Here is a 21602-nt window from a genome sequence, read left to right on the forward strand (position 1 = left end):
TCCGCTCGTCGCTGTGGGTTCCGGCCCCTCGATGCGCTCCGTTCGGGAACTTCTGCCGCAGCGGTGATCCGGCAGCTTCCCGGCCCGCGACTGTCGATCGCCGGCACGAGGAAGACGCTGGTCATCGATGCTCTCGCCCCATATCGGCCTATTCGCGAAGTTTCCGGCGCCCGATACCGGCGATGGGTTCACCACCCCGTCCGGCCGTTCCGCCGTGGTTCGTACACTGCTCGGATCGGGAGCCGCCGGTGTGCGGTTCGCAGACCGCGGGCAGCGGTGACGGTCGTTCACCGCAGACCGGTCGTGACCGCACGAAGGCCACCCGATAGGCGGATGGCACGACGGGGCAACGCAGTACAGCACGAGCGCAACGCAGGACGGTACGAGCGCGAGAGGGGTCGGGTCATGAGAGTGTCGGGAAGGTCCGGATCAGCGGCCGCGGCGGCGTGCGCGGGGTGCGCGCGTTGACGGCGGGTTATGCGGCCACCGAGGGAGCGCTCGGTGCCGTGGCCCGCTACACGGTGACCGGACCGGACACGGCACCCGCTGGATCCCGGCCGCCCCGAGCCGTATCGGCGGTTAGCATTGTTTGCTCGGCGCTACCGGGTGCGTCCATCGCCGCGATACTTCTCGCAGCCGCGACCCCGGGGCCGCTCCGGTGATCACGATGACCAGCCGCGTGCGGCCGACCACGAAGGGAGACCCGAGCATGGCCCACAATCGAGCCGGACGGCCCGCCCGCCCAGGCGATCTGGTGGATGTTCCGGGACTGGTGACCGCCTACTACAGCCGCGTGCCCGACCCCGCCGACCCCACTCAGCGAGTGATCTTCGGTACCTCGGGGCACCGGGGCTCGAGTCTGGACGCCACTTTCAACGAAGCGCATATCCTGGCCATCACGCAAGCTGTCGTCGAATACCGGGCGACCCGGGGGATCACCGGCCCGGTCTATCTGGCCCGCGACACCCATGCCCTGTCCGAACCCGCCTGGACCACCGTCCTGGAAGTGCTGGCCGGCAACGATATCGGCGCTGTGGTCGATTCCCGCGGCCGCTACACCCCCACGCCCGCGCTGAGTCACGCGGTGGTACGCCACAATCGGGACGGGGCGCGGCACCAGGCCGACGGCATCGTGGTGACCCCGTCGCACAACCCGCCCCGCGACGGCGGCATCAAATACAACCCCCCACACGGCGGTCCGGCCGATACCGGCGCGACCGACAGCATCGCCGAACGCGCCAACGAACTGTTGCGCGGTGGTCTGGCCGGAGTGAAGCGCGCCCCGCTCACCCGGGCGATGGGCGAGGTCGGCCGCTACGACTACCTCGATCACTACATCGCCGAGCTGCCCGCGGTGCTGAACCTCGACGCCATCCGGGGCGCGGGGATACGGCTCGGCGCCGATCCCATGGGCGGCGCCAGCGTCGACTACTGGGAGGAGATCGGCCAGCGTTACGACCTCGATCTCGAGGTGGTGAATCCGAGCGTGGACCCCACCTGGCGTTTCATGACGCTCGACAGCGACGGGCAGATCCGGATGGATCCCTCGTCCCCGCATGCCATGGCCTCGCTGGTGTCCATCCGCGACGATTACGATATCTCGACCGGTAACGACGCCGACGCCGACCGGCACGGCATCGTCACCCCCGACGGCGGGCTGATGAACCCGAACCATTTCCTCGCGGTCGCCATCGAATATCTGGTGGCCAACCGGCGGGGCTGGGACGCGCTCACCAAGATCGGCAAGACCGCGGTCACCTCCTCGATGATCGACCGGGTGGTGAGTGTGCTCGGCCGGGACATCTACGAGGTGCCGGTCGGATTCAAATGGTTCGTCCCCGGGCTGTTCAGCGGCAGCCTCGCCTTCGGCGGCGAGGAGAGCGCGGGCGCGTCGTTCCTGCGGATGGACGGCACCGTATGGACCACCGAGAAGGACGGGATCCTGCTGGCCCTGCTGGCCGCCGAGATCGCCGCCGTCACCGGGCAGAGCCCGTCGACCCGCTATCACGAGCTCGAACGCCACTACGGCAGCCCCGCCTACGCCCGGATCGACGCTCCGGCAGAACCGGAGCAGAAGAAATTGCTCGCCGGTCTCACTCCCGAACAGGTGACCGGCGACGAGATCGCGGGCGAACCGATCACCGAGGTGGCGACCCGGGCCCGGGGCAACGGCGCGGCGCTGGGCGGGCTGAAGGTGAGCACCGAGAACGCCTGGTTCGCGGCGCGGCCGTCGGGCACCGAGAACAAGTACAAGATCTACGCCGAGTCCTTCCACGGGACCGAACACCTCGCGAAGGTCCAGGAGGCGGCCCGGGAGATGGTCGGACGGGTGCTGGCTGACGGGTAGGCCGCAGGCCTGCGCGGTCCCGGACGTGCGGAACAGGGCCGCACCGACCCCGGGACCGGTAAATCCCGCGCCGACGCGGGGAATTGTGGAGTCCGCCCCGGCGTTGAGTGCCGGGGTGAGTGGTGAGGCCGTGGCAGATGATCGACCCGGGTCCGGGAGCAGGAACGGATCGGGTGGACAGGCTACGGTGCGGGCGCCGGGATTGCGGCGCCTGATTCCGGCCCGCCGGCGCGTGAACCCATCGCGCAAACCCCCGCTACCCAGCGAGATATGGGTCCTGATCAGTGCCGCCTTCTGTGTCGCGATCGGGTTCGGCCTGGTTGCGCCGGTGCTGCCGCAGTTCGCGCTCGGCTTCGGCGTGGGTGTCGCGGCCGCTTCGGCCATCGTGAGCGCCTTCGCCGCGATGCGACTACTGTTCGCGCCGGTCAGCGGCCGATTGGTGCAGTTGCTGGGGGAGCGGCGGATCTATCTGGTCGGCCTGCTCATCGTGGCGATATCCACCGGCGCGAGCGCTTTCGCCCAGACCTACTGGCAGTTGATGGTGCTGCGATCGCTCGGTGGGGTCGGGTCGACCATGTTCACCGTCTCGTCGATGGCGCTGGTGATCCGGCTCTCCCCACCGACCGAACGAGGCCGCGTCACCGGACTGTGGTCGACCTGCTTCCTGATCGGCGGGTTGTCCGGGCCGCTGATCGGCGGTGCCCTCGCCGGCTTCGGGCTGCGTGCCCCGTTCCTGATCTACGCGGTCGCCCTGCTGCTCGCCGTGGCGGTCGTCTATTTCAACCTGCGCGACTCCCGTATCACCGAATCCGAATCCGGCCGGGATGTGGCTACCGTCAGTTTCCGGCAGGGACTGGCCAGGCCCGAATACCGGGCGGCGCTGTTCTCCAACTTCGCCAGTGGCGCCGCGGTGTTCGGCGTCCGGATGGCGCTGGTCCCGCTGCTGGTGGTGGAGGTGCTGGGCGAGCCGTCCGGGATGGCAGGGGTCGCGCTCACTGTTTTCGCCGCCGGTAACGCGACGGTGCTGTTCTTCTCCGGGCGTTTGTCCGACCGCTACGGCCGCCGCCCGCTGCTTATCTCCGGCGCCCTGGTGTGCGCGGTCGGCACCACGGGTCTGGGCCTCGCCCCGACCATCACCTGGCTGCTGGTCACCTCGTTCGTCGCCGGTATCGGGTCCGGTCTGTTCACCCCCGCCCAGCAGGCGGCCGTCGGCGATATCATCGGCAACCGCGCCCGCGGCGGCACCATGCTCGCCGGATTTCAGATGGCCCAGGACCTGGGGACGGTCCTGGGGCCCATCGTGGTCGGCGTGATCGCGCAGCGGCTGTCCTATGGTGCCGGTCTCGCCGTCACCGGATCGCTGCTCGCCGTCGCCGCCGTGGCCTGGCTGATCGTGCCCGAACCGATGGACCGCGCCCCCGCCGCCCCGGAGCCGGACACTGCCTCCGTGGGCCCCGGAGTCTCCGTATCGAAGACCGCGGACGACGGCGCCGGGACCACGGAGACGACCGCAAGCTTCCCGGGTCTCGAAAACCGGTCGGAAAACAGGCACTGACCCGGGCCTGCGGGATTCGCGCGTGACCGGTTCGCCCGGATACGGCAGAGTGGTCGCGTGAGCAACTCGCCGTCCGAATACACGCCGCGGCCCATGTCCAACCGGACCACTTACGCCCTCGGCGCGCTGGCGCTGGTGCTGATCGCGTTGATCGTGGTCTTCGCCTACCGCTGGGGCAGTCGCGAGGAAGCCCAGGTGCGCAACGACGGCTACGGTTCGGTGCACGACGCGGCGGTGACCGCCGCGCTGCAAAGCGACGGCGGTGTGCGGCTCGGCCACCCGGAGGCCCCCAAGACGATCGAGATCTACGAGGACCCGATGTGCCCGTCCTGCGGCACTCTGGAAACTCTGTACGGACAGGAGCTCGCCCAGAAGCTCGACGAGGGCGAACTCGCCATCCGCTACCGGTTCGTCAATTTCCTCGACCCCAAATCCTCCAGCGGCGACTACTCCACGCGTGCGATCGCCGCCCTTCAGTGCGTGGCGGATACCGGTTCCGGCGTCACCTACTCGAAGTTCCACGAGACGCTGTTCACCACCCGCCAACCGGACGAGGGCTCCGAGCTCAGCGATGACGAACTGCTCACCATCGCGACCGAATCCGGCGCCACCGAACCCGCCCGCGAGTGCATCACCTCCGGTGCCCGCCGCGGTCAGGTGGCCGATCAGGCCGCCGCTACTCTCGACGACCTGACGGCGGCCCTCGACGGCGCCGCGGCCACCCCCAGTGTGTTCGATGTCGCTACCAAGATCGACGTCAACGAGCCGGACTGGGTCCAGCAGCTGGGGCCGTGACCTCGGTTTTCATCCTGAATCCAGGCGATTTGGCTCCGGGTGTCCAGGTGGTGTAACTTCGTTCAGGCAGCCGGGGAACCGGCGGTGATCATCCGGGGCTATGGCGCAGCTGGTAGCGCACCACACTGGCAGTGTGGGGGTCAGGGGTTCGAGTCCCCTTAGCTCCACCAGGGATTATAGGTTTCTCGCATGATGGAATAGCCCGGTTTTACGACACCTTCTACGACAACGGGCTATTCCGCATATCCAGCAGATTCGTCGTGAGAGTCGCCGAACAGGGGTTTTAGTTCGTTGACGGCGTCGCGTTGCACCTGCTCGATCACCTCTGTGTATGTGTTTATCGTCATACTGATCGAGCTGTGCCGGAGGATCCGCTGAACGGTCGCCGCATCCACGCCCATGGTGAACAGCAGGGTGGCGCAGGAGTGCCGAAGATCGTGCACTCGTAGGCGCGGGAGCCCGGCCTGCTCGCACAGACGGGCGAACATGCGGTTGACGTTGCGGGGCTCGATCGGGCCGCCGACTGCGGTAGTGAACACCAGTCCGGAGTCGCGCCATTCGTCGCCGGCGGCGAACCGATGCTCGCCCTGGATGCGCTGGTGCTCGCGCAAGATCGGAACCAGCGGCGAGGGTAGCGGCAGGGTGGTGTTGGAGCCGTCGGTCTTGACCGGGGTGAGCTGCAGGCGCCCGTCGACGCGTTGCAGAGCCTGTCGGATGGTGATCCGCCCACCGGCCAGATCCACATCGTCCCAGGCCCAGGGCTTCCCCGCGCCGCAACCCGAGAGCCAGCGCCACGGCCCACAGAGCGTGCAGGCGGTGGTCTGCGGCGGCGGCCAGGAAGCGGATGGCCTCGGTGCGGGTGAACCGGCGGCCCGCAGACTTGGCTCCGCCGGAGACGTGGACCGATCGGGCCACGTTGCGGGCGAGGACCTCGTCGTCGACCGCGTCCTGCAGCGCGGCCCGCAGCACCCGCAGCACCCGCAGGACGTGGCGGATCGAGCTGATCGAGAGCACATCACCGCAGCATTCCGGGGTGTTCTTGGCGCAGCAGCGGGGTGTGCGGCGGGCGGCGTCCTTGCCCTGGGCGCAGCACTGGCACCGCGTCCGCAGGCCGTTGATAAAGGCGCGGACGTGCTGAGTGCTCAGTGCTTTGAGTTTGCGCTTCCCCAAGGCCGGCACGATGTGCAAGCGGATGTCTCCTCGGTAGGTGGCGTAGGTGGTGCGGCGAATCGACGGCCCGACGATCTCCTCGAGCCAGTGCGCCATGTATTCGGCGACGGTCATCGTGGTGACCTCGACCGGGATACCTTGGCGCTCCATCTCCTTGAGACGGGTGCGTTCGGCATCGGCCTCTTCCCAAGTGGAGCCGTAGACGCTGATGCGTTTGCGGGTGCCGTCGGTGGCGGTGACGAACAGCTTGAGCTCGTAGAGGCCGTCGCGGCGGGCGCTGATGTTGCCGGAGCCGTTCGGGTTTTTCCGGCGGCGGGCAGAGTTGTTCTTGGACATTACTGTCCCCTTTCGAGCAGGTCGGCGAGGTAGGCGTCGAAGGATGCACGGACGATCCGGCGCGACCGGCCGACGGTGACCGAGTGCAGTTTGTTCGACCAGATCAGCTGGTAGATGCTGTAGCGGGAGACCCGCAGGGCGTCCGCGGCTTCCTGGACGGTCATGAACGGATGCTCGGTCATCGCGGACCGCCTACCGAGTTCGTCTGGGCTGCGCCCTGCCGAATATTCGCGGTGGTGAATGGATTCCACGACTGTGGGTGTCCCGGCATCGCGGCGGGCGATGCCATGTGCACCGGCTGAGGCTGCGGCGCAGCCAGTGGCCGGATGAGGCCGTCACCATGGTGAGCGAGACGACCGACACCGCGAGCGCCGTCGGTTGGACCGACCGTCTCGGAGCGGGTCTCGCGGCGGGGTCGAGTAATCCGATACCAGGGGTGGGAACCGGCTCCCCGGAGCCGGTGGGTAGAAGGGATCAGGATCATCTGCATGCGGCAGCCGCCTTTGCGTGCTGTCCACTGACCTGTCCCGACTCAAGGAAAGCCGAACCGTGGCACCGGCGCGACACTCCCGTGCGCGCACCTCGCGGCGAATCCCCCCGGCGGTGATGCGCCATTGCAGGTCACACCCCATGCGTAGGGCTCCGGCAATTCGTGCAGAATTTTCGGCGCCACGGCGTGTCGTGTGAGGGTCAGAGGTCGGCGTCTGATAGACGAAGAGCGGTCACTGCATCGAATACATCCAGTACTCGGCAGGGTCCTGCACCCCGATGCAGGACCTCGCTCACTTGCTGGCCGGTTCAGGCTGCGTCGATTGCGGCCAGCGCGAACTCACACTCCACCGGCTCCCCGTGATGCCGACCCTCGCACGTGATCGCCCCGAACCTGCGGTCCAGCGCGGTCAACCGACGCCGCGACTCCGCCTCGAGGTCATCGATCCGGGATCCGGCGATCGCCTCGTAATTCTCGAGCTGGCCGGCGTTGTCCTCCAGTGGCGGCAGCCCCGCCGCCTGCCACATCCGGAAGTACAAGCCCACCGATTCGGTGTTCAACGGGGCGCGCATCGGCGCCTCCGACAACGCCGCCCACACTTCCGCCGCCGTCCCCGGCTGCGTCGGTTTGCTGGCCGCGATCCGATCCAGGATTTCGCGGCAGTGCGCCCGGAACAGCAGTTCGTGCTCCACCCGCTGATGAGTGGGCTGCAACAGCGAGAACCCGTGCCACACCCACGCTGCCTGTCCAGGGTGGCGTTTCTGCGCGGCCTGGATCTCTTCCTCGGCCCAGTCGATGCGTTCGAATACCTCACCCAGCCAGCCCACCATTTCGTCCGTCCCCGGCAGCAGCTTCTCTACCGACGACAGGGCAGAGGTCATGGTGCTTTCCATCGAGATTTACCCTCCCAACAGGGAGGGCGGGCACCGTAATACGGTGCCTGCCCTTACTTTTCACATTGAATGCGTTCACAGTCAGCGGTGAGCTGCCGCCTTCCCCGGCGTGCAGGGCCCCGCTCGATCTCTGGGCGTCCCGGGGTATCGATCGGCCCTCGTCGACTCTGCCCGGCGGTAGCGGCAGTCACCGCCTTCGTCGTGGCCGCCGACCTCCAGGTACGCCGGATACTCGTGCCCGGTCGGGGCGAACGCGATCAGGGTGAGCCCACCCTCGTCGACAGCGATGTGGGCGTCGTCGGCCACAGCGTTCAACCATTGCCGAAGAGCGCCGGGAGAAATTGACACGGGATACTCCTTCCTTGACATCGGGCCGGCCACCAAACCATGGGGTGATGGCCGCGGGCAGGATTGATTCGCGCCTTTACAGACCGCACGTGACCTTGATCGGGCAGGATGTCGGCGGCGCAGTTGTGCGCGAGATCGACGCGGCTGTTGATGGTTTCGACGTTGCTGGTCAGGTCCAGTGGTGGTTGCGTCCGCGGCCCGTGGTGGTTGAGGTGGCGCACGTGCCGGTGCCGGACACGCCTAAGAATTGAGGACGGCTGGAGACCATAGGGACGCGACCAGTTTCCCCGGTCTTTGTTAGTGCCCTGGCCTACAGTCATCCTGATCGATCACCGCAGGGGTCCATGGAATCAGGGGAGTGCAGGTGGGTAGACGTCGTCGCCGCTCGCTCAATACCGGCGTGCTGGGCATGGCCGGTATCGCCGTGTTCATCGTCGGGAGGCAAAACGACGACCACAGTGGCGCTGGACTTCGGCCGTATCACCATCGCCCCGGACCTGGTGCTGTATCTGTTCGGGACGCCCGGACAGGACCGTTTCTGGTTCATGTGGAACGAGCTGTCCTCCGGCGCGCTGGGTCCGGTCGTTCTCGCCGACACGCGGCGGCTGTCGGATTGTTTTGCTGCCGTGGACTATTTCGAGTCCCGCCGGATTCCGTTCGTGGTGGCGGTCAATTGTTTCGACGACGCCGACATCTACGCCGGCGACGAGGTCCGCGGCGCGCTCGACCTGTCCGACGCGGTACCTGTTCTGCTGTGCGACGCCCGCGATCGGAACTCGGCCAAGCACGTCCTGATCTGTTTGCTCGAGCACGTCATGGCCGTGGCCGCGGCACCGCATCCGGGATTGCCCGGCTGAGGGCCCGGTGCTTCGGTGGGAGGGTGACCGTTGCGGATCAATGTGCGCCGCCACCGTCAGCCGTGGAGGTGACGGTGGCGCGGCCGTGCTCGTCGAACCGGCGCCGATCGCGTGTCTTGATCGGCGCCGGCTCGATTCATGCCACAGGTGCGCCTTCCTCGTCCAGTGATTCCTGGATGGCGGCCTGCGCGGCGTGTGGCAGGGTGTGCATGATTTCGCGCACGCGTTGCTTGCGCCGTTGGACGGCCTGTCGCACGGGCATGCCGGGGGTAGCCTTCATCTGCGGGATGATGCCCTCCACTGCTTCGGCGCCGCCGTGGTGGTGGCCGGCATCGACAAGAGCCTGCTCGCGAGCCATCTGAGCCTCGTCCTTCTCCTCGGACATGCCGATCGGGCCGATCATGCGGCCGTTGAGGAACTGCTTGACCACCGGCTCGTCGGAGGTGAGCAGCACCTCACGCGGGCCGAACATCACCAGCCGGCGACGGAAGAGCATGCCGATATTGTCCGGCACGGTGCGGGCCAGGTTGATGTTGTGCGTCACGATGAGGATCGTGGCGTCGATCTGGGCGTTGATATCGATGAGCAGCTGCGACAGGTAGGATGTGCGCACGGGATCGAGCCCGGAGTCGGGCTCGTCGACCAGGATGATCTGCGGGTCCAGCACCAGCGCACGGGCCAGACCCGCACGTTTGCGCATACCACCGGAGATCTCACCGGGCAGCTTGCGTTCGGCGCCGAGAAGACCCGTCATCTCCAGCTTCTCCATCACGATCTTCTCGATCTCCGATTCCGACTTCTTCGTGTGCTCACGCAACGGGAAGGCGACGTTGTCGAACAGGTGCATGGAACCGAACAGCGCGCCGTCCTGGAACAGCACGCCGAACAGCTTGCGGATCTCGTAGAGCTCCTTGTCGGAGCAGGTGGTGATGTCGGTGCCGTCGATGTGAATGGATCCACGCTCCGGCCGCAGCAGGCCGATGAGCGACTTCAGGAAGACCGATTTACCGGTACCGGAGGGCCCGAGCAGCGCACTGACCTCCCCGGGCGGCAGGGTCAACGAGACGTCCTGCCAGATACGCTGCGAACCAAAGGTTTTGACAATACCTTCGGTCCTGACCTCGACGCCCATGGTGATTCCTTCGAGTCGGTGAGTTCCGTCCGATCGCACGGCAGGACGCGGGATGTCCGCCGCACAATGGAAGTATTTTAATCTATATTCTAATATTGAAGGTGGTTTGGTCGCGCCCTGTGTGCGCCGGCCGTTTCGGACAACAGATCGGACCAGCCTCGCGGCGGCCGACCTACAGCGAAGTGGGTAGGAAGATGAAACAAGCGCAACTGTCCCGCCGGATCGAGGGCAAGGTGGTCGCCGTCACCGGCGCGGCGCGGGGGATCGGGCTCGCCACGGCGAAGGCGCTGCACCGCCGTGGCGCCAAGGTGGTCATCGGTGACATCGACGAGGCGGCCGTCAAAGGGGCTGCCGCGGAACTGGGCACCGATGTCGAAGCCGTTCGGCTCGACGTCACCGACGAAGCCTCGTTCGCCGATTTCGTCGCGCATGCCGAGCGCCGGTACGGCACGCTGGACGTCTTGATCAACAACGCGGGAATCATGCCGATCGGGCCGTTTCTCGACGAGGAGTCGGCGCTGTCTAAGCGGGTGCTGGAGATCAACGCGGGCGGCGCTATGATCGGTATGCGCAGCGCGCTTCCCGGGATGATCGGCCGGGGAGCGGGCCATATCGTGAACGTGGCGTCGGTGGCGGGGAAGTCGCCGGTGCCCGGCGGCCTGAGCTACGCCGCGAGTAAAGCGGCGGTGATCTCGGCGACGGAGACCGCGCGGGTCGAGTGCGCGCGGTCGGGGGTGTCGTTCACCTGCGTACTGCCGTCGTTTACCAACACCGACCTCATCGCGGGTACGTCGGGAACCAAGTTCATCGCCAATCTCGAGCCCGGCGAGGTGGCGGAGGCGATCGTCGCAGCCATCGCCGCCCGCAAGCCGGATGTGTATCTGCCTCGGATACTCGGTCTCGTCGTGTGGTCGCAGCCGCTGCTCGGGCGCCGCCTGCGGGATTGGGCCAATCATCTGATCAAGGCCGACAGCGCATTTCTCGCCTTCGACGCGGATGCCCGCAAGGAATACGATGCGCGGATCGGCGCCCGGGCAGTCGAAGAAGGGGGGCGCCCGGCCGGTGGCGCCACGAAGCCGGAGAGTCGTTCGTGAACTGGGGCCCGGAGGCCTGGGCAGGCACCCCGGCTGCTCCTGGCCGCCGTGTCGATACGGAGCGTTACCCGGCGGTGTCGACCACGCCGGATGGGGTGCGGCGGCGGGCTCGTTCGACGAGTTCGTCGAGGAGTCTGCGCAGTGTCCACTCCAGGGCTGCGATATCCCGGCCGGCGTCGACTTGCTGATAGCCGACCAGCAGGTAGATGCCCCACTGGGCGTAACGCAATGCCTCCTCGTCCTCGGAGACCATGCGGGCCGCTTCCAGGACGACCTGCTTGCGCTGCAGGTCGACGGCATCCTGCACCTCCTTGACCCGCGGATCGACCTTGCTCCAGGCGCGGATCTCCGCCTCGGCCCGATGCGGCAATGCGAGGGTGAACTGCAGCAGGGCCTCCAGTTGGTCGATGGGGTTCGCACGTCGGCGGGCCGACTCCGCCAGCTGGGTGGTGCGGGCCGACAGCCAGTTGCCGAGGAACTGGTCGACGAAGTCTCGCCAGTTCTCGAAGTAGTGGTAGAACGATCCCGTGGTGACGCCGAGGCGTTTGCATACCGGCGCCAGCTTCACCGCGCCGTATCCCTCGGAGGAGAGCAGTTCGAGGGCGGCATCGAAGTAGTCCTGCGGGGTGGCGATCGTGGCCATGATCCTCCATCGTGATGGCGCCGCGGGTCCGGCCTTGTGCATAAGTCAACTTATGCTTACGATACCCCCACCGCGGTTGTGACGGAGGCCACGTAGGAGCGCAATGGGCTGCCGCGGCGACGGTCCGTTCGGAATCGTTCACGTCGGTGGGCTGGATAAATTTAATCAAAAATATATTAATTCATATCCGACAACTCAGCCGGAGAGGTACTGCCACCATGTTCCCTGGCGTACATGCCGTTTCCACGCCCGACAAGCCTGCCGCCATCATGGCCGGGTCGGGGCGTACGTTGTCCTATCGTGAACTCGACGAGAACTCCGCGCGGCTCGCGCGGGTACTCTACGACGGCGGGCTGCGCCCCGGCGATGTGATCGCGATGGTTTCCGACAACACCCTCGAATGCTTCGAGATCTACTGGGCGGCTCTGCGCTCGGGTCTGTATGTCTTGGCGGTGAACCGTCATCTGTCGCCGGCCGAGGTCGCCTACATCATCGATGACAGTGACGCCCAGGTCGTTATCGCTTCGGCCGGCGTGGGCGAGCTGGCCGGCTCGATGCCCGAGCTGGTCTCCGGAGTGCAGCGCTGGCTGGCGTTCGGCGGGCCGATCGACGGCTACGAGAGCTACGAACAGGCACTGGCCGCGGCGGGACCGCGGCTGACCGAGCAACCGCGGGGACAGGACATGCTGTACTCGTCCGGTACGACCGGGCGGCCCAAGGGAGTCAAACCGCCGCTGCCCGGGATTACCGTCGACCAGCCCGGCGACCCGTTGACCGCGGTCGCGGGCAAGCTGTTCCGGATCGATTCCTCGGATGTGTACCTGTCCCCGGCGCCGATCTACCACGCCGCGCCGCTGCGATGGTGCGGCGTGATCCACGCTTACGGCGGCACCGTCGTGCTGATGGAGAAGTTCGACGCGGAGCAGACGCTGGCGGCAATCGAGAAGTTCAGTGCCACGGCGACCCAGATGGTGCCCACCATGTTCGTGCGGATGCTCCAACTCCCGGAGGAGACCCGGCGCCGCTACGACACCTCGAGTCTCCGGTTGGCGCTGCACGCCGCCGCGCCGTGCCCGCCGGAGGTGAAGCACGCCATGATCGAGTGGTGGGGCCCGGTGCTGGCGGAGTACTACGGATCCACCGAAGGCAACGGTCTCAGCGTCATCACCACGCCCGAGTGGCTCCAACGCCCCGGTGCGGTCGGCCGGAGCATGCTCGGGCCGGTGCACATCTGTGACGACGCCGGCAACGAACTGGCCCCGAGGGAGATCGGCACCGTGTACTTCGAACGCGAGACGCTGCCGTTCGAGTATCACAAGGATCCGGACAAGACCGCCGCGGCGCAGCATCCCCAGCATCCGAACTGGACCGCGGTGGGCGATCTCGGATATGTCGACGAGGACGGTTACCTGTATCTGACCGATCGCAAGTCGTTCGTGATCATCTCGGGCGGGGTGAACATCTACCCGCAGGAGGTCGAGAACGTGCTGACCCTGCATCCGGCGATCTTCGATGTCGGCGTGATCGGTGTACCGGACGCCGAGATGGGACAGCAGGTCAAGGCCGTCGTCCAGCTGCATCCCGGCGTCGCACCCGAGGATTCGCTGGCCGAGGACATCATCCAGTACGTCCGTGATCGCATCGCGAACTACAAGGCGCCCAAGACCGTCGATTTCGTCACATCACTTCCCCGGACCGCCACCGGCAAGCTCGTCAAGCGTGAGCTGGAGAAGCGCTACTCACCGGCCTGATGCGGCGTCGGTACCGCCGGGGCCGGACGGCCCGGAGCATCCGATAGTCCAGTTACCACACGAAACAACACGGAGACGATGAGATGTCCACATCGCATTTCGACCAGTCGGTCGAGGCCCCCGCGGTTCGAGCCGTCGTGGCGCAAGCCCGAGACACCTTCGCTTCGGGCCGGACGCGATCGGTGCAGTGGCGGACCGAGCAGCTGCGGAATCTGGTCAGATTGCTCGACGAGCGCGAAGAGCAGATAGCGGCGGCGCTGGCCGCCGATCTGGGCCGCAGTCCGGCCGAAGCATGGTTCGGCGATATCGCCTCGACACGCGGTGAAGCGGTCTACGCACTGAAGCATTTGCGGCGCTGGCTGCGCAAGCGGCGGCAGCCACTGTCGCTGATCCAGTACCCAGGCTCGGCCTGGGTCCAGTACGAACCGCTCGGCGTGGTCCTCGTCATCGGTCCGTGGAACTATCCCGTCGTCCTGACCCTCGGCCCGCTGATCGCCGCGCTCGCCGCGGGTAACGCCGCGGTGATAAAACCCTCCGAGCTCGCCCCGGCGACCTCGCAGCTGCTCGCGCGGATCGTGCCGGAATACTTGGACTCCGAGGCAGTGTTCGTGGTCGAGGGTGACGCCGCCGTCACCCAGGATCTGCTCGCCCAGGGCTTCGATCACGCGGTCTTCACCGGTGGCACCGAGGTCGGCAAGAAGATCATGGCTGCCGCGGCCCCCACGCTGACGCCGGTGACGCTCGAACTCGGTGGCAAGAGCCCGGTGGTCGTGGCCGCCGACGCGGACCTCGAGGTGGTGGCACGCCGCATCGCCTGGGTGAAATTCATGAATTCCGGCCAGACGTGCATCGCCCCGGACTATGTCCTCGTCGATGAGCGCGTCCGGGATGCTTTGGTCGATCGATTGGCCGCCACCGTCCGGGAGTTCGCCGAGGACGACGACCCCGTGGGGCGGCGCATCGTCAACGAGCGGCAGTTCGACCGGCTTGCCGGCTACCTGGACCGGTCAGCCGGTCGTATCGTCCTGGGTGGCGGGTCGCAGAAGTCGCAACTACGGATCGAGCCGACGATCCTGGTCGACCCCGATCCCGACGACGCGGTGATGCGGGAAGAGATCTTCGGGCCGATCCTGCCGGTGCTGTCGTACACCTCGCTCGACGAGGCGATCGCCTTCGTCAACGCCCGCCCGAAGCCATTGTCGGCGTATTACTTCAGTAAGTCGAGTGCGGTCCAGCGTCGTCTGGTCGATGAGATCGCCTCGGGTGGCGCCGTGGTGAACCATATCGCGATGCATTTCCTCGTTCCGCAGCTGCCGTTCGGCGGTGTCGGTGCCAGTGGAATGGGTGCTTACCACGGTAGGTGGGGCTTCGAGGCGCTCAGTCACCGCAAGCCGGTGCTGAAGAAGACATTCCGGCCCGACCTGCAACTCGTGTACCCGCCCTACACCGAGAAGGCTATGAAGATCATGCGCAGACTCTTCTGAGCCTGCGGCCGGGTACGACAGCGCCCCCGGGATCGGAGTCGGCAACGGCGCCGAATCCGATCCCGGGGGCGCTTCGAGTATGTGGAACCGCCCCTCGGGGCTACTACGCCTGCGGTGGCAGTTGCCTGCCGATGATCTCCTTCATGATCTCGGTCGTACCGCCGTAGATGGTCTGAATCCGGGTATCGACGTACGCGCGGGCCACCGGGTACTCCTGCATGTAGCCGTATCCGCCGTGCAACTGCAGGCAGCGATCGATGACGCGCTTCTGCAACTCGCTGACGTACCACTTGCCCTTCGCCGCGTCGACGGCACTGAGCGTGCCGTCGTTGTACGCCACGACCGAACGGTCCACATACGCCTGCACGATATCGAGTTCCGTATCCATCTCGGCGAGTTCGAAGCGCACATGCTGGTTGTCGCCGATCGGGCGGCCGAACGCCCGGCGGGTGAAGCAGTATTCGCGAGTCTCCTCGAATATGGCGCGCGAGACGGCGATCGCCCCGGCGGTCACGCCGAGCCGCTCCCTGGGTAGGTGGCTCATGAGCGCGTGCAGGCCGCGGCCCACCTCGCCGAGGATATTGCTCGCCGGTACGCGAACGTCGTCGAAGAACAGCTCGGCGGTATCCTGGCCGGGTAAGCCGATTTTCTCCAGCTTGCGCCCCCGGGTGAAGCCGGGCATATCGCGTTCGACCACGAACAAGGTGAAGGCCTTCGTGCCGCCGGCCGGGTCGGTGCGCGCGGCGACGATCACCAGATCGGCCATGATGCCGCTGGAGATGAAGGTCTTCTGGCCGTTGAGGATCCAGTCGTCACCGTCGCGCCTGGCCTCGGTCCGGATGCCCTGCAGATCGCTGCCCGCGCCCGGTTCGGTCATCGCGAGCGCGCCGACGGTTGTCCCCGCGGCGAAACCGGGTAGCCAGCGCTGCTTCTGCTCGTCGGTGGTGAGGTCGATCAGGTAGTGCAGGACCAGATCGTCCTGGAGCGCGATGGTCACCGCGAACGACAGTGCGTGCGAGCGGGCGAGCTCTTCGCAGGCGACCATGCGGTAGCGGTAGTCGGACTCGCCCGATCCGCCGTACTCGGCGGGCACCTCGAGCGCGTAGACGCCACTCTTGGCGGCGGTTTCGAACACGCTCCGGTCGATCCACCGCTCGGCGTCCCATCGCTCGCGATGGGGGACCACCTCGCGCTGAACGAACTCGCGCACCGTATCGCGGTAGAGCTCGTGATCTGCGGTGAAGAGGTTGCGTTCCATGATCGGCGTCCGTTCGTGAGGGGCGGTTGGTCGTCTGAATTTAACATGTATTCGAAAAATTCAGCGAGCGGCACGGAGGTCGACGTTGGTTGACTCGCCAGGCAACAGAATTTATATTAGATTCAAATAGTGAGGTCCGTGCGTCGCCCAGGTCAGTGCGCCGGCGGGCCGATCGCTGCGGCGGAGGTAGGTGGTGGATATGTCGAACGACGAGGTTCCCGGCGAAGTGGTACTCACCCGGGATCGCGGACCGATCCGGGTACTGACCCTCAACCGGCCGCATCGAAAGAACGCGATCGACCTGCCATTGCGGTATGCCCTTGCCGAGCGGCTGGAAGAAGCGATGGCGGATATCGATATCCGGGTGATCGTACTGACCGGCGCGGCCGGGACCTTCTGCTCCGGGGGCGATATCTCCACGATGAGCCGCCAGAGCCCCGAGAGTGCCCGTCCGCGGGCCGAGGCCGCCCAGCGTGTTGTCCGCGCGATCTGGACGGGCGGTAAACCCGTGATCGCGGCGGTCGAGGGTGCTGCCTATGGTGCGGGGACATCGTTGGCACTTGCCTGTGACCGGGTGGTCACGGCCGCGGACGCGGTATTCAGTACCGCGTTCACGGGCGTCGGCCTGGCCGGTGATATGGGCATCTTCGCCTCCCTGCCCGCGCGGGTCGGCCCGGCGCGCGCCAAGCAGCTGATGCTGCTACCGGAGAAGCTCTCCGGTGAGCACGCCTGCCGGCTCGGGATGGCCGACCTGGTGGTGGAGCCGGGGCAGGCGTTGGAGCGCGCGCTGCGTGACGCCGAGGCGATGGCCACCGCGCCGCCGCTGGCCGTGGCGGCCATGAAGTCGCTGTGGGAGAGATGGCCTGCCCGGCCGGTCGACGTGCTCGGGTACGAGGTCGAGGCGCAGGTGCGGCTGTTCGGTAGCGAGGACTTCGCCGAAGGCGTCGAAGCGTTCCGGCAGCGGCGAACGCCACGGTTCGTCGGCAAGTAGCCGGTGACACCGGTAGTAGAGCCATCGAGGAATGGAGTACGGGAGATGACAACGGCGACGGATGCTGCTCCGCGCGTGGACTATTCGCGTCTGATAGAACCCGATCGGGTGCACGGTTCGCTGTACTCGGACCCCGCGGTGTTCGCCGACGAACTCGAGCGGATCTGGTACGGCGGCTGGGTGTTCGTCGGCCACACGAGCGAGGTCGCGCAGCCCAACGACTATGTCCGCAAGCAGATCGGCCCGCAGGACGTGGTGATGACCCGGGACGGCGACGGCCGGGTGCACCTGCTCGCCAACCGGTGCCCGCACCGGGGGAACCTGGTGTGCGACGCACCGCGCGGCAACTCGAGTTCGTTCCGGTGCCCATACCACGGGTGGACCTTCCGCAATACCGGAGAACTGCTCGGCTACCCGTACAACAAGGGCTACGGCGGCAAGGGAAAGCTCGACATCGGTATGGGTGCCGTCCCGCGCGTGGAGGAGTACCAGGGCTTCGTGTTCGGGAGCTTCAACCCCGATGTGGTGCCGCTTACCGAACATCTCGGTGCCGCCGCGGGCGAGATCGATCGGCTGGTCCGGCTGTCGCCCGCGGGCCGTGTCCGTCTCGACGCGGGCTGGTTGCGGCACCGCACCCGCGCGAATTGGAAGTTGCTCGCGGAGAACGAAACCGACGGCTACCACCCGCAGTTCGTGCACGGTTCCATCTTCTCGGTGACCGGCTCGACGATCGGGCCGCTGTACAGCGACAACTCGACCGCGGTGACCAGGGCACTGGGTAACGGGCACAGCGAGAACGATCTGCGGCCGGAGTTCCGCAAGTTCGCCGAGCCGATGCGCTGGTTCGGAACCACCGAATCGCGGGTTCCCGACTACGCGGCGGCGATGCGGGCGCGGCACGGGCACGAGGCCGAGCGCATCCTGATCGAGGGCGCACCGCACGTGATGATCTTTCCCAACCTGTTCATCGCCGAGATCCAGGTCTTCAACATCCAACCGCTGTCGGCCACCGAATGCATCCAGTACTCCACGGCCGTGCAGTTCGAGGGGGCGCCTGAGCTGAACCGGCGCATGCTGTCGCAGTGCATCGGTTCGGTCGGACCTGCCGGTATGTTGCTCGCCGACGACACGGAGATGTACGAGCGTAACCAGGTCGGGGTCGGTCAGCTGCGCCCGGAGTGGCTGACCCTGCGCCGCGGTCTCGTCCGTGAGTACACCGACGACGACGGCTTCCTCGTCGGTGGTGCGACCGATGAGACAGCCATGCGCGCTTTCTGGCGCCACTACACGAAACTGATGGAGGCGCGATGACCACCGCAGCAGAAACCACTGTGGCAGAACCGGGGCCGGCCGTTACCGACCTCGAGGAGATCGCCCGGTTCCTCTACCGCGAGGCACGCTTGGCGGACGAGCACGACTACGACGCCTGGGAACAGTTGTGGACCGACGACGCCAAGTACTGGGTGCCGACGTCGGATTCGCTGCTCGCCCCGGAAACGCAGATGTCGGTGATCTACGACAATCGCCGCCGGATCGGCACGCGGCTGCAACAACTGCGCACCGGCAAGAGATACGCTCAGGCACCTCCGTCGAATCTGCGCCGGGTGGTCTCGAATATCGAGATCCTCGACACCGAGGGCACCGATACCGTCGTCGGCGCGAACTTCATGCTCTTCGAATCGAAGCCGCGCGGGATCGAGATCTGGGCCGGCCGTACGACGTATCGGCTCCGGCGGGTCGCCGGCGAGGTAAAACTCGCCGCCAAGACGGTCGTCCTGGTCAACAACGCCGAAGCCATACCGACCCTCGGATTCCTGATCTAGGGCCCCGGATGAGCATCGGGATCGTGGCGAGCGAATTCGCCCAGGTGGCAATTTCGGTGGACACGTCGGCCCATGACGCGCGGCTGCGGCTGGAGGATCTGCGCACCGGGCGGGTGCGGTATTTGGACGCGCTCGAGCTGGAAACCATTGTGTGGCTGCGCGAGGAGCATCTGCGCGGGCTACTCGATCCGTCCGCGGATCGATGGCGCGAGGACGATCCGCTGCGTTGACCGCTCGGATCCCACCATATGAACGGACACGGCGCGGCGACACAGCACCGCCGCGCTCTACCGGGCCGACAACGAGCCCACGGCAATCATCGGGAGGAACGATGAAGATCGAACTGGACCGGGGGAAGTGCACCGGGCTGGGAATCTGTGAATCGCTCGCACCATGCCATTTCGAGGTGAACGACGAAGGCGAGTTGCAGGTGCTGAAAGAGACCGTGACGGAGGACGAGCGGGCCGAGGTGGAGGAGGCGGTCGCCGGGTGCCCGACCGAAGCCCTGCGACTGTCCGAATAACGGCTCGGTCACGGGACCGCGGCCGCTGCTGACACCGCCGATTGTCTTCCCGCGTAACCGCCCGGGCACCCGGCCCGCGGTGGAGCCTGCGCTCGACCGCATGCCCTGCGAACCAGCGGCGCATCACCTCCCCGAAGTGCCCGAATCGGCGCCGCGCCCGCTCGATCCGACGCCCGGCCGCGTTCTCCGGCGCGGAGTGCGCGTGCGGACTGGGAGTGCCGTGGCGAGCAGGTCGATGAAAACGATGCCTGATCCACGGCGAACGAGTCCGGCCTCAGCTCGCTCGCGTCGACCGCGAATGCTCGAGAATCCGTTCGGCGATGAGCGCCGCGACGTGCTCGGGAGACTTGGGCCCTCGGAACATGTCGGCCGGGTGACGAGCACATCATCGAGCAGATGCTGATCCGCGGCACCGTGCGGGCGCAGCGGGGGTCGGCGTGGTGCGGCGGTATCCGAACCGGGCATGAGCGCCCCGATCGCGTCCGTGTTCGACACCATTTTCGGGACGAGCCGAAGTACGGCGATCTCGGCTTCCTCGCGGAGAAGGGCGCGTTCGAGCTGCCAGTCCCCGGACAAGACCTTCTTGGACAAGGGGAGTCGATCGGGGGAATGGTGTATGCAGGCCGCCGGGGGCAGGGGAGGAGCAATCATGTGCCGGGCTCATTGCCTCGGCGGACTTTCCTCGAGGCGGGGCGGTTTCCCGAGACGGCGGGGATTCTTGCGTTCACAGGAGCGGTAGCGCGGGCTCTCCCTGGCAGGGTGCCGGATAGCGTACGTCGCCACCATGCCGCACTCGTCGGAGCGGCGGACCTCGCAAAAAGTTTACTTGATCTTCAATTATCGGCCGGTGTGGGAGGTGCGTACCCACGCGGACAGCCGGGCGGTGACAACGGTCCGGTGCGACCGTTGTCACCGCCCGGTGTGTCCAGGCTACGACCGGGTCAGGCGAGGCGCTCGATGATGGTGACGTTGGACTGGCCGCCGCCTTCGCACATCGTCTGCAGGCCATAGCGGCCGGAGGCGCGTTCCAGCTCGTTGAGCAGCGTCGTCATCAGGCGTGCCCCCGAAGCGCCGAGGGGGTGGCCGAGCGCGATCGCGCCGCCGTTGACGTTTGTTTTGTCCGGATCGGCGCCGGTGTGCTCGAGCCAGGCGAGGACGACGCTGGCGAAGGCTTCGTTGACCTCGAACAGATCGATGTCGTGCACCGAGAGACCGGTCTTCGCCAGCGCCCGGTCGGTGGCGGGCAACGGCGTGGTGAGCAGGTTGACGGGGTCGGAGCCGAGCACCGACATGTGATGGATCCGCGCGCGCGGCGTGAAACCGTGGGTGCGGACCGCCTCCTCGGACGCGATGAGCAGGGCCGAGGACGCATCGGAGATCTGGCTCGCGACCGCCGCGGTGACCCGGCCGCCCGGAGTCAGCGTCTTCAGCGACGCCATCTTTTCCAGGGAGGTGTCGGCGCGTGGGCCCTCGTCGTGCTCGAGCTCCCCGACCGCGACGATCTCGGACTTGAATCGTCCCTCCTCGCGGGCACGCAACGCGCGATCGTGGCTACGCAGCGAGAACTCCTCCATTGCCGCGCGATCGAAGCCGAAGTCGGCGGCGATGCGCTCCGCCGAGACGAACTGGGAGATTTCCTGGTCTCCGTACCGTGCATGCCAGCCCTGCGATCCGGTCCACGGGTCTTTCGCGCCGTACGGCTCGCCTGCGACGAAGGCGCTGAAGATCGGGAATTGGCTCATCTTCTGCACGCCGCCGGCGACGATGAGGTCGGCGGTACCGCTCATCACCGCCTGCGCGGCGAAGTGCACGGCCTGCTGCGACGAGCCGCACTGGCGGTCGATGGTCACGCCCGGCACGCTTTCGGGAAGACCGGCGGCCAGTGCGCTGGTACGCGCGATATCGCCGGCCTGGGAGCCGATTGTGTCGAGGCAACCGAAGATGACATCCTCGACGGCGGCCGGGTCGAAGTCACCTCGGTCGACCAGCGCGCGAATGGAATGAGCGCCGAGGTCGGCGGCGTGGATCCGGGCGAGCGCGCCGTTGCGGCGTCCGACAGGGGTACGGACGGCGTCGACGATATAGGCCTCGGGCATTTTATCTCCTTGAGAG

At 66.7% G+C, this 21602-nt stretch carries 21 protein-coding genes, 1 tRNA gene and 1 pseudogene; 14 read left to right on the forward strand and 9 right to left on the reverse strand.

Going from position 1 to position 21602, the window contains the following annotated elements; genetic code table 11:
• The first annotated feature begins 709 nt into the window (after positions 1-709).
• The 4 genes from pgm to IEY68_RS12420 all read left to right on the forward strand — a co-directional run bounded on the left by pgm (position 710) and on the right by IEY68_RS12420 (position 4867).
• Complete coding sequence (gene pgm, locus IEY68_RS12405) at positions 710-2347, forward strand: phosphoglucomutase (alpha-D-glucose-1,6-bisphosphate-dependent) (protein WP_058854498.1); 1638 nt, start codon at positions 710-712, stop codon at positions 2345-2347.
• 232 nt (positions 2348-2579) lie between these two features.
• Entirely contained in the window at positions 2580-3902 is a 1323-nt protein-coding gene (locus IEY68_RS12410) for an MFS transporter (protein WP_082681284.1), read from the forward strand.
• A gap of 57 nt (positions 3903-3959) precedes the next feature.
• Complete coding sequence (locus IEY68_RS12415; protein WP_229718741.1) at positions 3960-4697, forward strand: DsbA family protein; 738 nt, start codon at positions 3960-3962, stop codon at positions 4695-4697.
• Between the two features lie 94 nt (positions 4698-4791).
• A tRNA-Ala gene (locus IEY68_RS12420) sits at positions 4792-4867 on the forward strand.
• A gap of 63 nt (positions 4868-4930) precedes the next feature.
• Here the strand turns inward: IEY68_RS12420 and IEY68_RS12425 are convergent.
• The 5 genes and pseudogenes from IEY68_RS12425 to IEY68_RS12445 form a co-directional block, all read right to left on the reverse strand.
• Positions 4931-5440, reverse strand: coding sequence for a tyrosine-type recombinase/integrase (locus IEY68_RS12425; protein WP_063001075.1), 510 nt, complete (start codon positions 5438-5440; stop codon positions 4931-4933).
• A gap of 376 nt (positions 5441-5816) precedes the next feature.
• A pseudogene (locus IEY68_RS37080) lies at positions 5817-6203 on the reverse strand (N-terminal phage integrase SAM-like domain-containing protein); the annotation flags it as partial.
• Positions 6203-6385, reverse strand: coding sequence for a helix-turn-helix domain-containing protein (locus tag IEY68_RS12435; protein ID WP_058854333.1), 183 nt, complete (start codon positions 6383-6385; stop codon positions 6203-6205). The pseudogene IEY68_RS37080 and the gene IEY68_RS12435, both read right to left, overlap by 1 nt.
• A 616-nt stretch (positions 6386-7001) precedes the next feature.
• On the reverse strand, positions 7002-7574 hold the full coding sequence (locus IEY68_RS12440) for a hypothetical protein (protein ID WP_063001079.1): 573 nt from the start codon (positions 7572-7574) through the stop codon (positions 7002-7004).
• Positions 7575-7667: 93 nt separating this feature from the next.
• Positions 7668-7934, reverse strand: coding sequence for a hypothetical protein (locus IEY68_RS12445; RefSeq protein ID WP_156426122.1), 267 nt, complete (start codon positions 7932-7934; stop codon positions 7668-7670).
• A gap of 89 nt (positions 7935-8023) precedes the next feature.
• Between IEY68_RS12445 and IEY68_RS12450 the strand changes: the two genes are divergently transcribed.
• Both IEY68_RS12450 and IEY68_RS12455 read left to right on the forward strand, forming a co-directional pair.
• Positions 8024-8185, forward strand: a complete 162-nt coding sequence (locus tag IEY68_RS12450) for a hypothetical protein (RefSeq protein ID WP_156426121.1) — start codon at positions 8024-8026, stop codon at positions 8183-8185.
• A 93-nt stretch (positions 8186-8278) separates the two neighbouring features.
• Positions 8279-8791, forward strand: coding sequence for a GTP-binding protein (locus tag IEY68_RS12455; protein WP_082681262.1), 513 nt, complete (start codon positions 8279-8281; stop codon positions 8789-8791).
• A 136-nt stretch (positions 8792-8927) separates the two neighbouring features.
• Here IEY68_RS12455 and IEY68_RS12460 read toward each other — a convergent pair whose 3' ends face one another.
• A complete protein-coding gene (locus IEY68_RS12460; protein ID WP_058854329.1) occupies positions 8928-9923 on the reverse strand; it encodes an ABC transporter ATP-binding protein in 996 nt (331 codons plus the stop codon).
• A gap of 194 nt (positions 9924-10117) precedes the next feature.
• Here IEY68_RS12460 and IEY68_RS12465 point away from each other — a divergent pair, with 194 nt between their 5' ends.
• Entirely contained in the window at positions 10118-11017 is a 900-nt protein-coding gene (locus IEY68_RS12465) for an SDR family oxidoreductase (RefSeq protein WP_082681261.1), read from the forward strand.
• A 64-nt stretch (positions 11018-11081) separates the two neighbouring features.
• Here the strand turns inward: IEY68_RS12465 and IEY68_RS12470 are convergent, their stop codons facing one another.
• Positions 11082-11660: a TetR/AcrR family transcriptional regulator gene (locus IEY68_RS12470; RefSeq protein ID WP_058854328.1), complete on the reverse strand. Its 579-nt coding sequence runs from the start codon at positions 11658-11660 to the stop codon at positions 11082-11084.
• 218 nt (positions 11661-11878) lie between these two features.
• Between IEY68_RS12470 and IEY68_RS12475 the strand changes: the two genes are divergently transcribed.
• Both IEY68_RS12475 and IEY68_RS12480 read left to right on the forward strand, forming a co-directional pair.
• Positions 11879-13411 carry an acyl-CoA synthetase gene (locus IEY68_RS12475; protein WP_058854327.1) on the forward strand — a complete coding sequence of 511 codons (1533 nt, stop codon included), beginning with the start codon at positions 11879-11881 and terminating at the stop codon, positions 13409-13411.
• Between the two features lie 83 nt (positions 13412-13494).
• Positions 13495-14895 (forward strand): aldehyde dehydrogenase family protein, encoded by a 1401-nt coding sequence (locus tag IEY68_RS12480; protein WP_058854326.1) that lies wholly within the window; start codon positions 13495-13497, stop codon positions 14893-14895.
• Positions 14896-14998: 103 nt separating this feature from the next.
• Here the strand turns inward: IEY68_RS12480 and IEY68_RS12485 are convergent, their stop codons facing one another.
• Entirely contained in the window at positions 14999-16153 is a 1155-nt protein-coding gene (locus IEY68_RS12485; RefSeq protein WP_058854325.1) for an acyl-CoA dehydrogenase family protein, read from the reverse strand.
• A 199-nt stretch (positions 16154-16352) separates the two neighbouring features.
• Here IEY68_RS12485 and IEY68_RS12490 point away from each other — a divergent pair, with 199 nt between their 5' ends.
• The 5 genes from IEY68_RS12490 to IEY68_RS12510 all read left to right on the forward strand — a co-directional run bounded on the left by IEY68_RS12490 (position 16353) and on the right by IEY68_RS12510 (position 19490).
• A complete protein-coding gene (locus IEY68_RS12490; RefSeq protein WP_058854497.1) occupies positions 16353-17144 on the forward strand; it encodes an enoyl-CoA hydratase/isomerase family protein in 792 nt (263 codons plus the stop codon).
• Between the two features lie 45 nt (positions 17145-17189).
• Positions 17190-18455, forward strand: a complete 1266-nt coding sequence (locus tag IEY68_RS12495; protein WP_058854324.1) for an aromatic ring-hydroxylating oxygenase subunit alpha — start codon at positions 17190-17192, stop codon at positions 18453-18455.
• A complete protein-coding gene (locus IEY68_RS12500) occupies positions 18452-18967 on the forward strand; it encodes an aromatic-ring-hydroxylating dioxygenase subunit beta (protein WP_058854323.1) in 516 nt (171 codons plus the stop codon). Before IEY68_RS12495 ends, IEY68_RS12500 begins: the two co-directional genes overlap by 4 nt.
• Before the next feature lie 20 nt (positions 18968-18987).
• The gene (locus tag IEY68_RS12505) at positions 18988-19197 is read left to right on the forward strand and encodes a hypothetical protein (protein WP_444543819.1); all 210 of its coding nucleotides are present in this window, start codon (positions 18988-18990) and stop codon (positions 19195-19197) included.
• Positions 19198-19298: 101 nt separating this feature from the next.
• Positions 19299-19490: a ferredoxin gene (locus IEY68_RS12510; protein WP_058854321.1), complete on the forward strand. Its 192-nt coding sequence runs from the start codon at positions 19299-19301 to the stop codon at positions 19488-19490.
• A gap of 941 nt (positions 19491-20431) precedes the next feature.
• Here IEY68_RS12510 and IEY68_RS12515 read toward each other — a convergent pair.
• A complete protein-coding gene (locus IEY68_RS12515; protein ID WP_058854319.1) occupies positions 20432-21586 on the reverse strand; it encodes an acetyl-CoA C-acetyltransferase in 1155 nt (384 codons plus the stop codon).
• Positions 21587-21602: the final 16 nt, after the last annotated feature.

Origin of the sequence: Nocardia jinanensis, from assembly GCF_014645735.1 — a bacterium.
Taxonomy (GTDB): domain Bacteria; phylum Actinomycetota; class Actinomycetes; order Mycobacteriales; family Mycobacteriaceae; genus Nocardia; species Nocardia jinanensis.

Coding starts and splice junctions, on each gene's coding strand:
- IEY68_RS12475 (WP_058854327.1), top strand. CDS start 11,879: ATGTTCCCTGGCGTACATGCCGTTTCCACGCCCGACAAGCCTGCCGCC.
- IEY68_RS12495 (WP_058854324.1), top strand. CDS start 17,190: ATGACAACGGCGACGGATGCTGCTCCGCGCGTGGACTATTCGCGTCTG.
- pgm (WP_058854498.1), top strand. CDS start 710: ATGGCCCACAATCGAGCCGGACGGCCCGCCCGCCCAGGCGATCTGGTG.
- IEY68_RS12470 (WP_058854328.1), bottom strand. CDS start 11,660: ATGGCCACGATCGCCACCCCGCAGGACTACTTCGATGCCGCCCTCGAA.
- IEY68_RS12460 (WP_058854329.1), bottom strand. CDS start 9,923: ATGGGCGTCGAGGTCAGGACCGAAGGTATTGTCAAAACCTTTGGTTCG.
- IEY68_RS12510 (WP_058854321.1), top strand. CDS start 19,299: ATGAAGATCGAACTGGACCGGGGGAAGTGCACCGGGCTGGGAATCTGT.
- IEY68_RS12465 (WP_082681261.1), top strand. CDS start 10,118: ATGAAACAAGCGCAACTGTCCCGCCGGATCGAGGGCAAGGTGGTCGCC.
- IEY68_RS12515 (WP_058854319.1), bottom strand. CDS start 21,586: ATGCCCGAGGCCTATATCGTCGACGCCGTCCGTACCCCTGTCGGACGC.
- IEY68_RS12440 (WP_063001079.1), bottom strand. CDS start 7,574: ATGACCTCTGCCCTGTCGTCGGTAGAGAAGCTGCTGCCGGGGACGGAC.
- IEY68_RS12455 (WP_082681262.1), top strand. CDS start 8,279: ATGGAATCAGGGGAGTGCAGGTGGGTAGACGTCGTCGCCGCTCGCTCA.
- IEY68_RS12500 (WP_058854323.1), top strand. CDS start 18,452: ATGACCACCGCAGCAGAAACCACTGTGGCAGAACCGGGGCCGGCCGTT.
- IEY68_RS12435 (WP_058854333.1), bottom strand. CDS start 6,385: ATGACCGAGCATCCGTTCATGACCGTCCAGGAAGCCGCGGACGCCCTG.
- IEY68_RS12490 (WP_058854497.1), top strand. CDS start 16,353: ATGTCGAACGACGAGGTTCCCGGCGAAGTGGTACTCACCCGGGATCGC.
- IEY68_RS12480 (WP_058854326.1), top strand. CDS start 13,495: ATGTCCACATCGCATTTCGACCAGTCGGTCGAGGCCCCCGCGGTTCGA.
- IEY68_RS12485 (WP_058854325.1), bottom strand. CDS start 16,153: ATGGAACGCAACCTCTTCACCGCAGATCACGAGCTCTACCGCGATACG.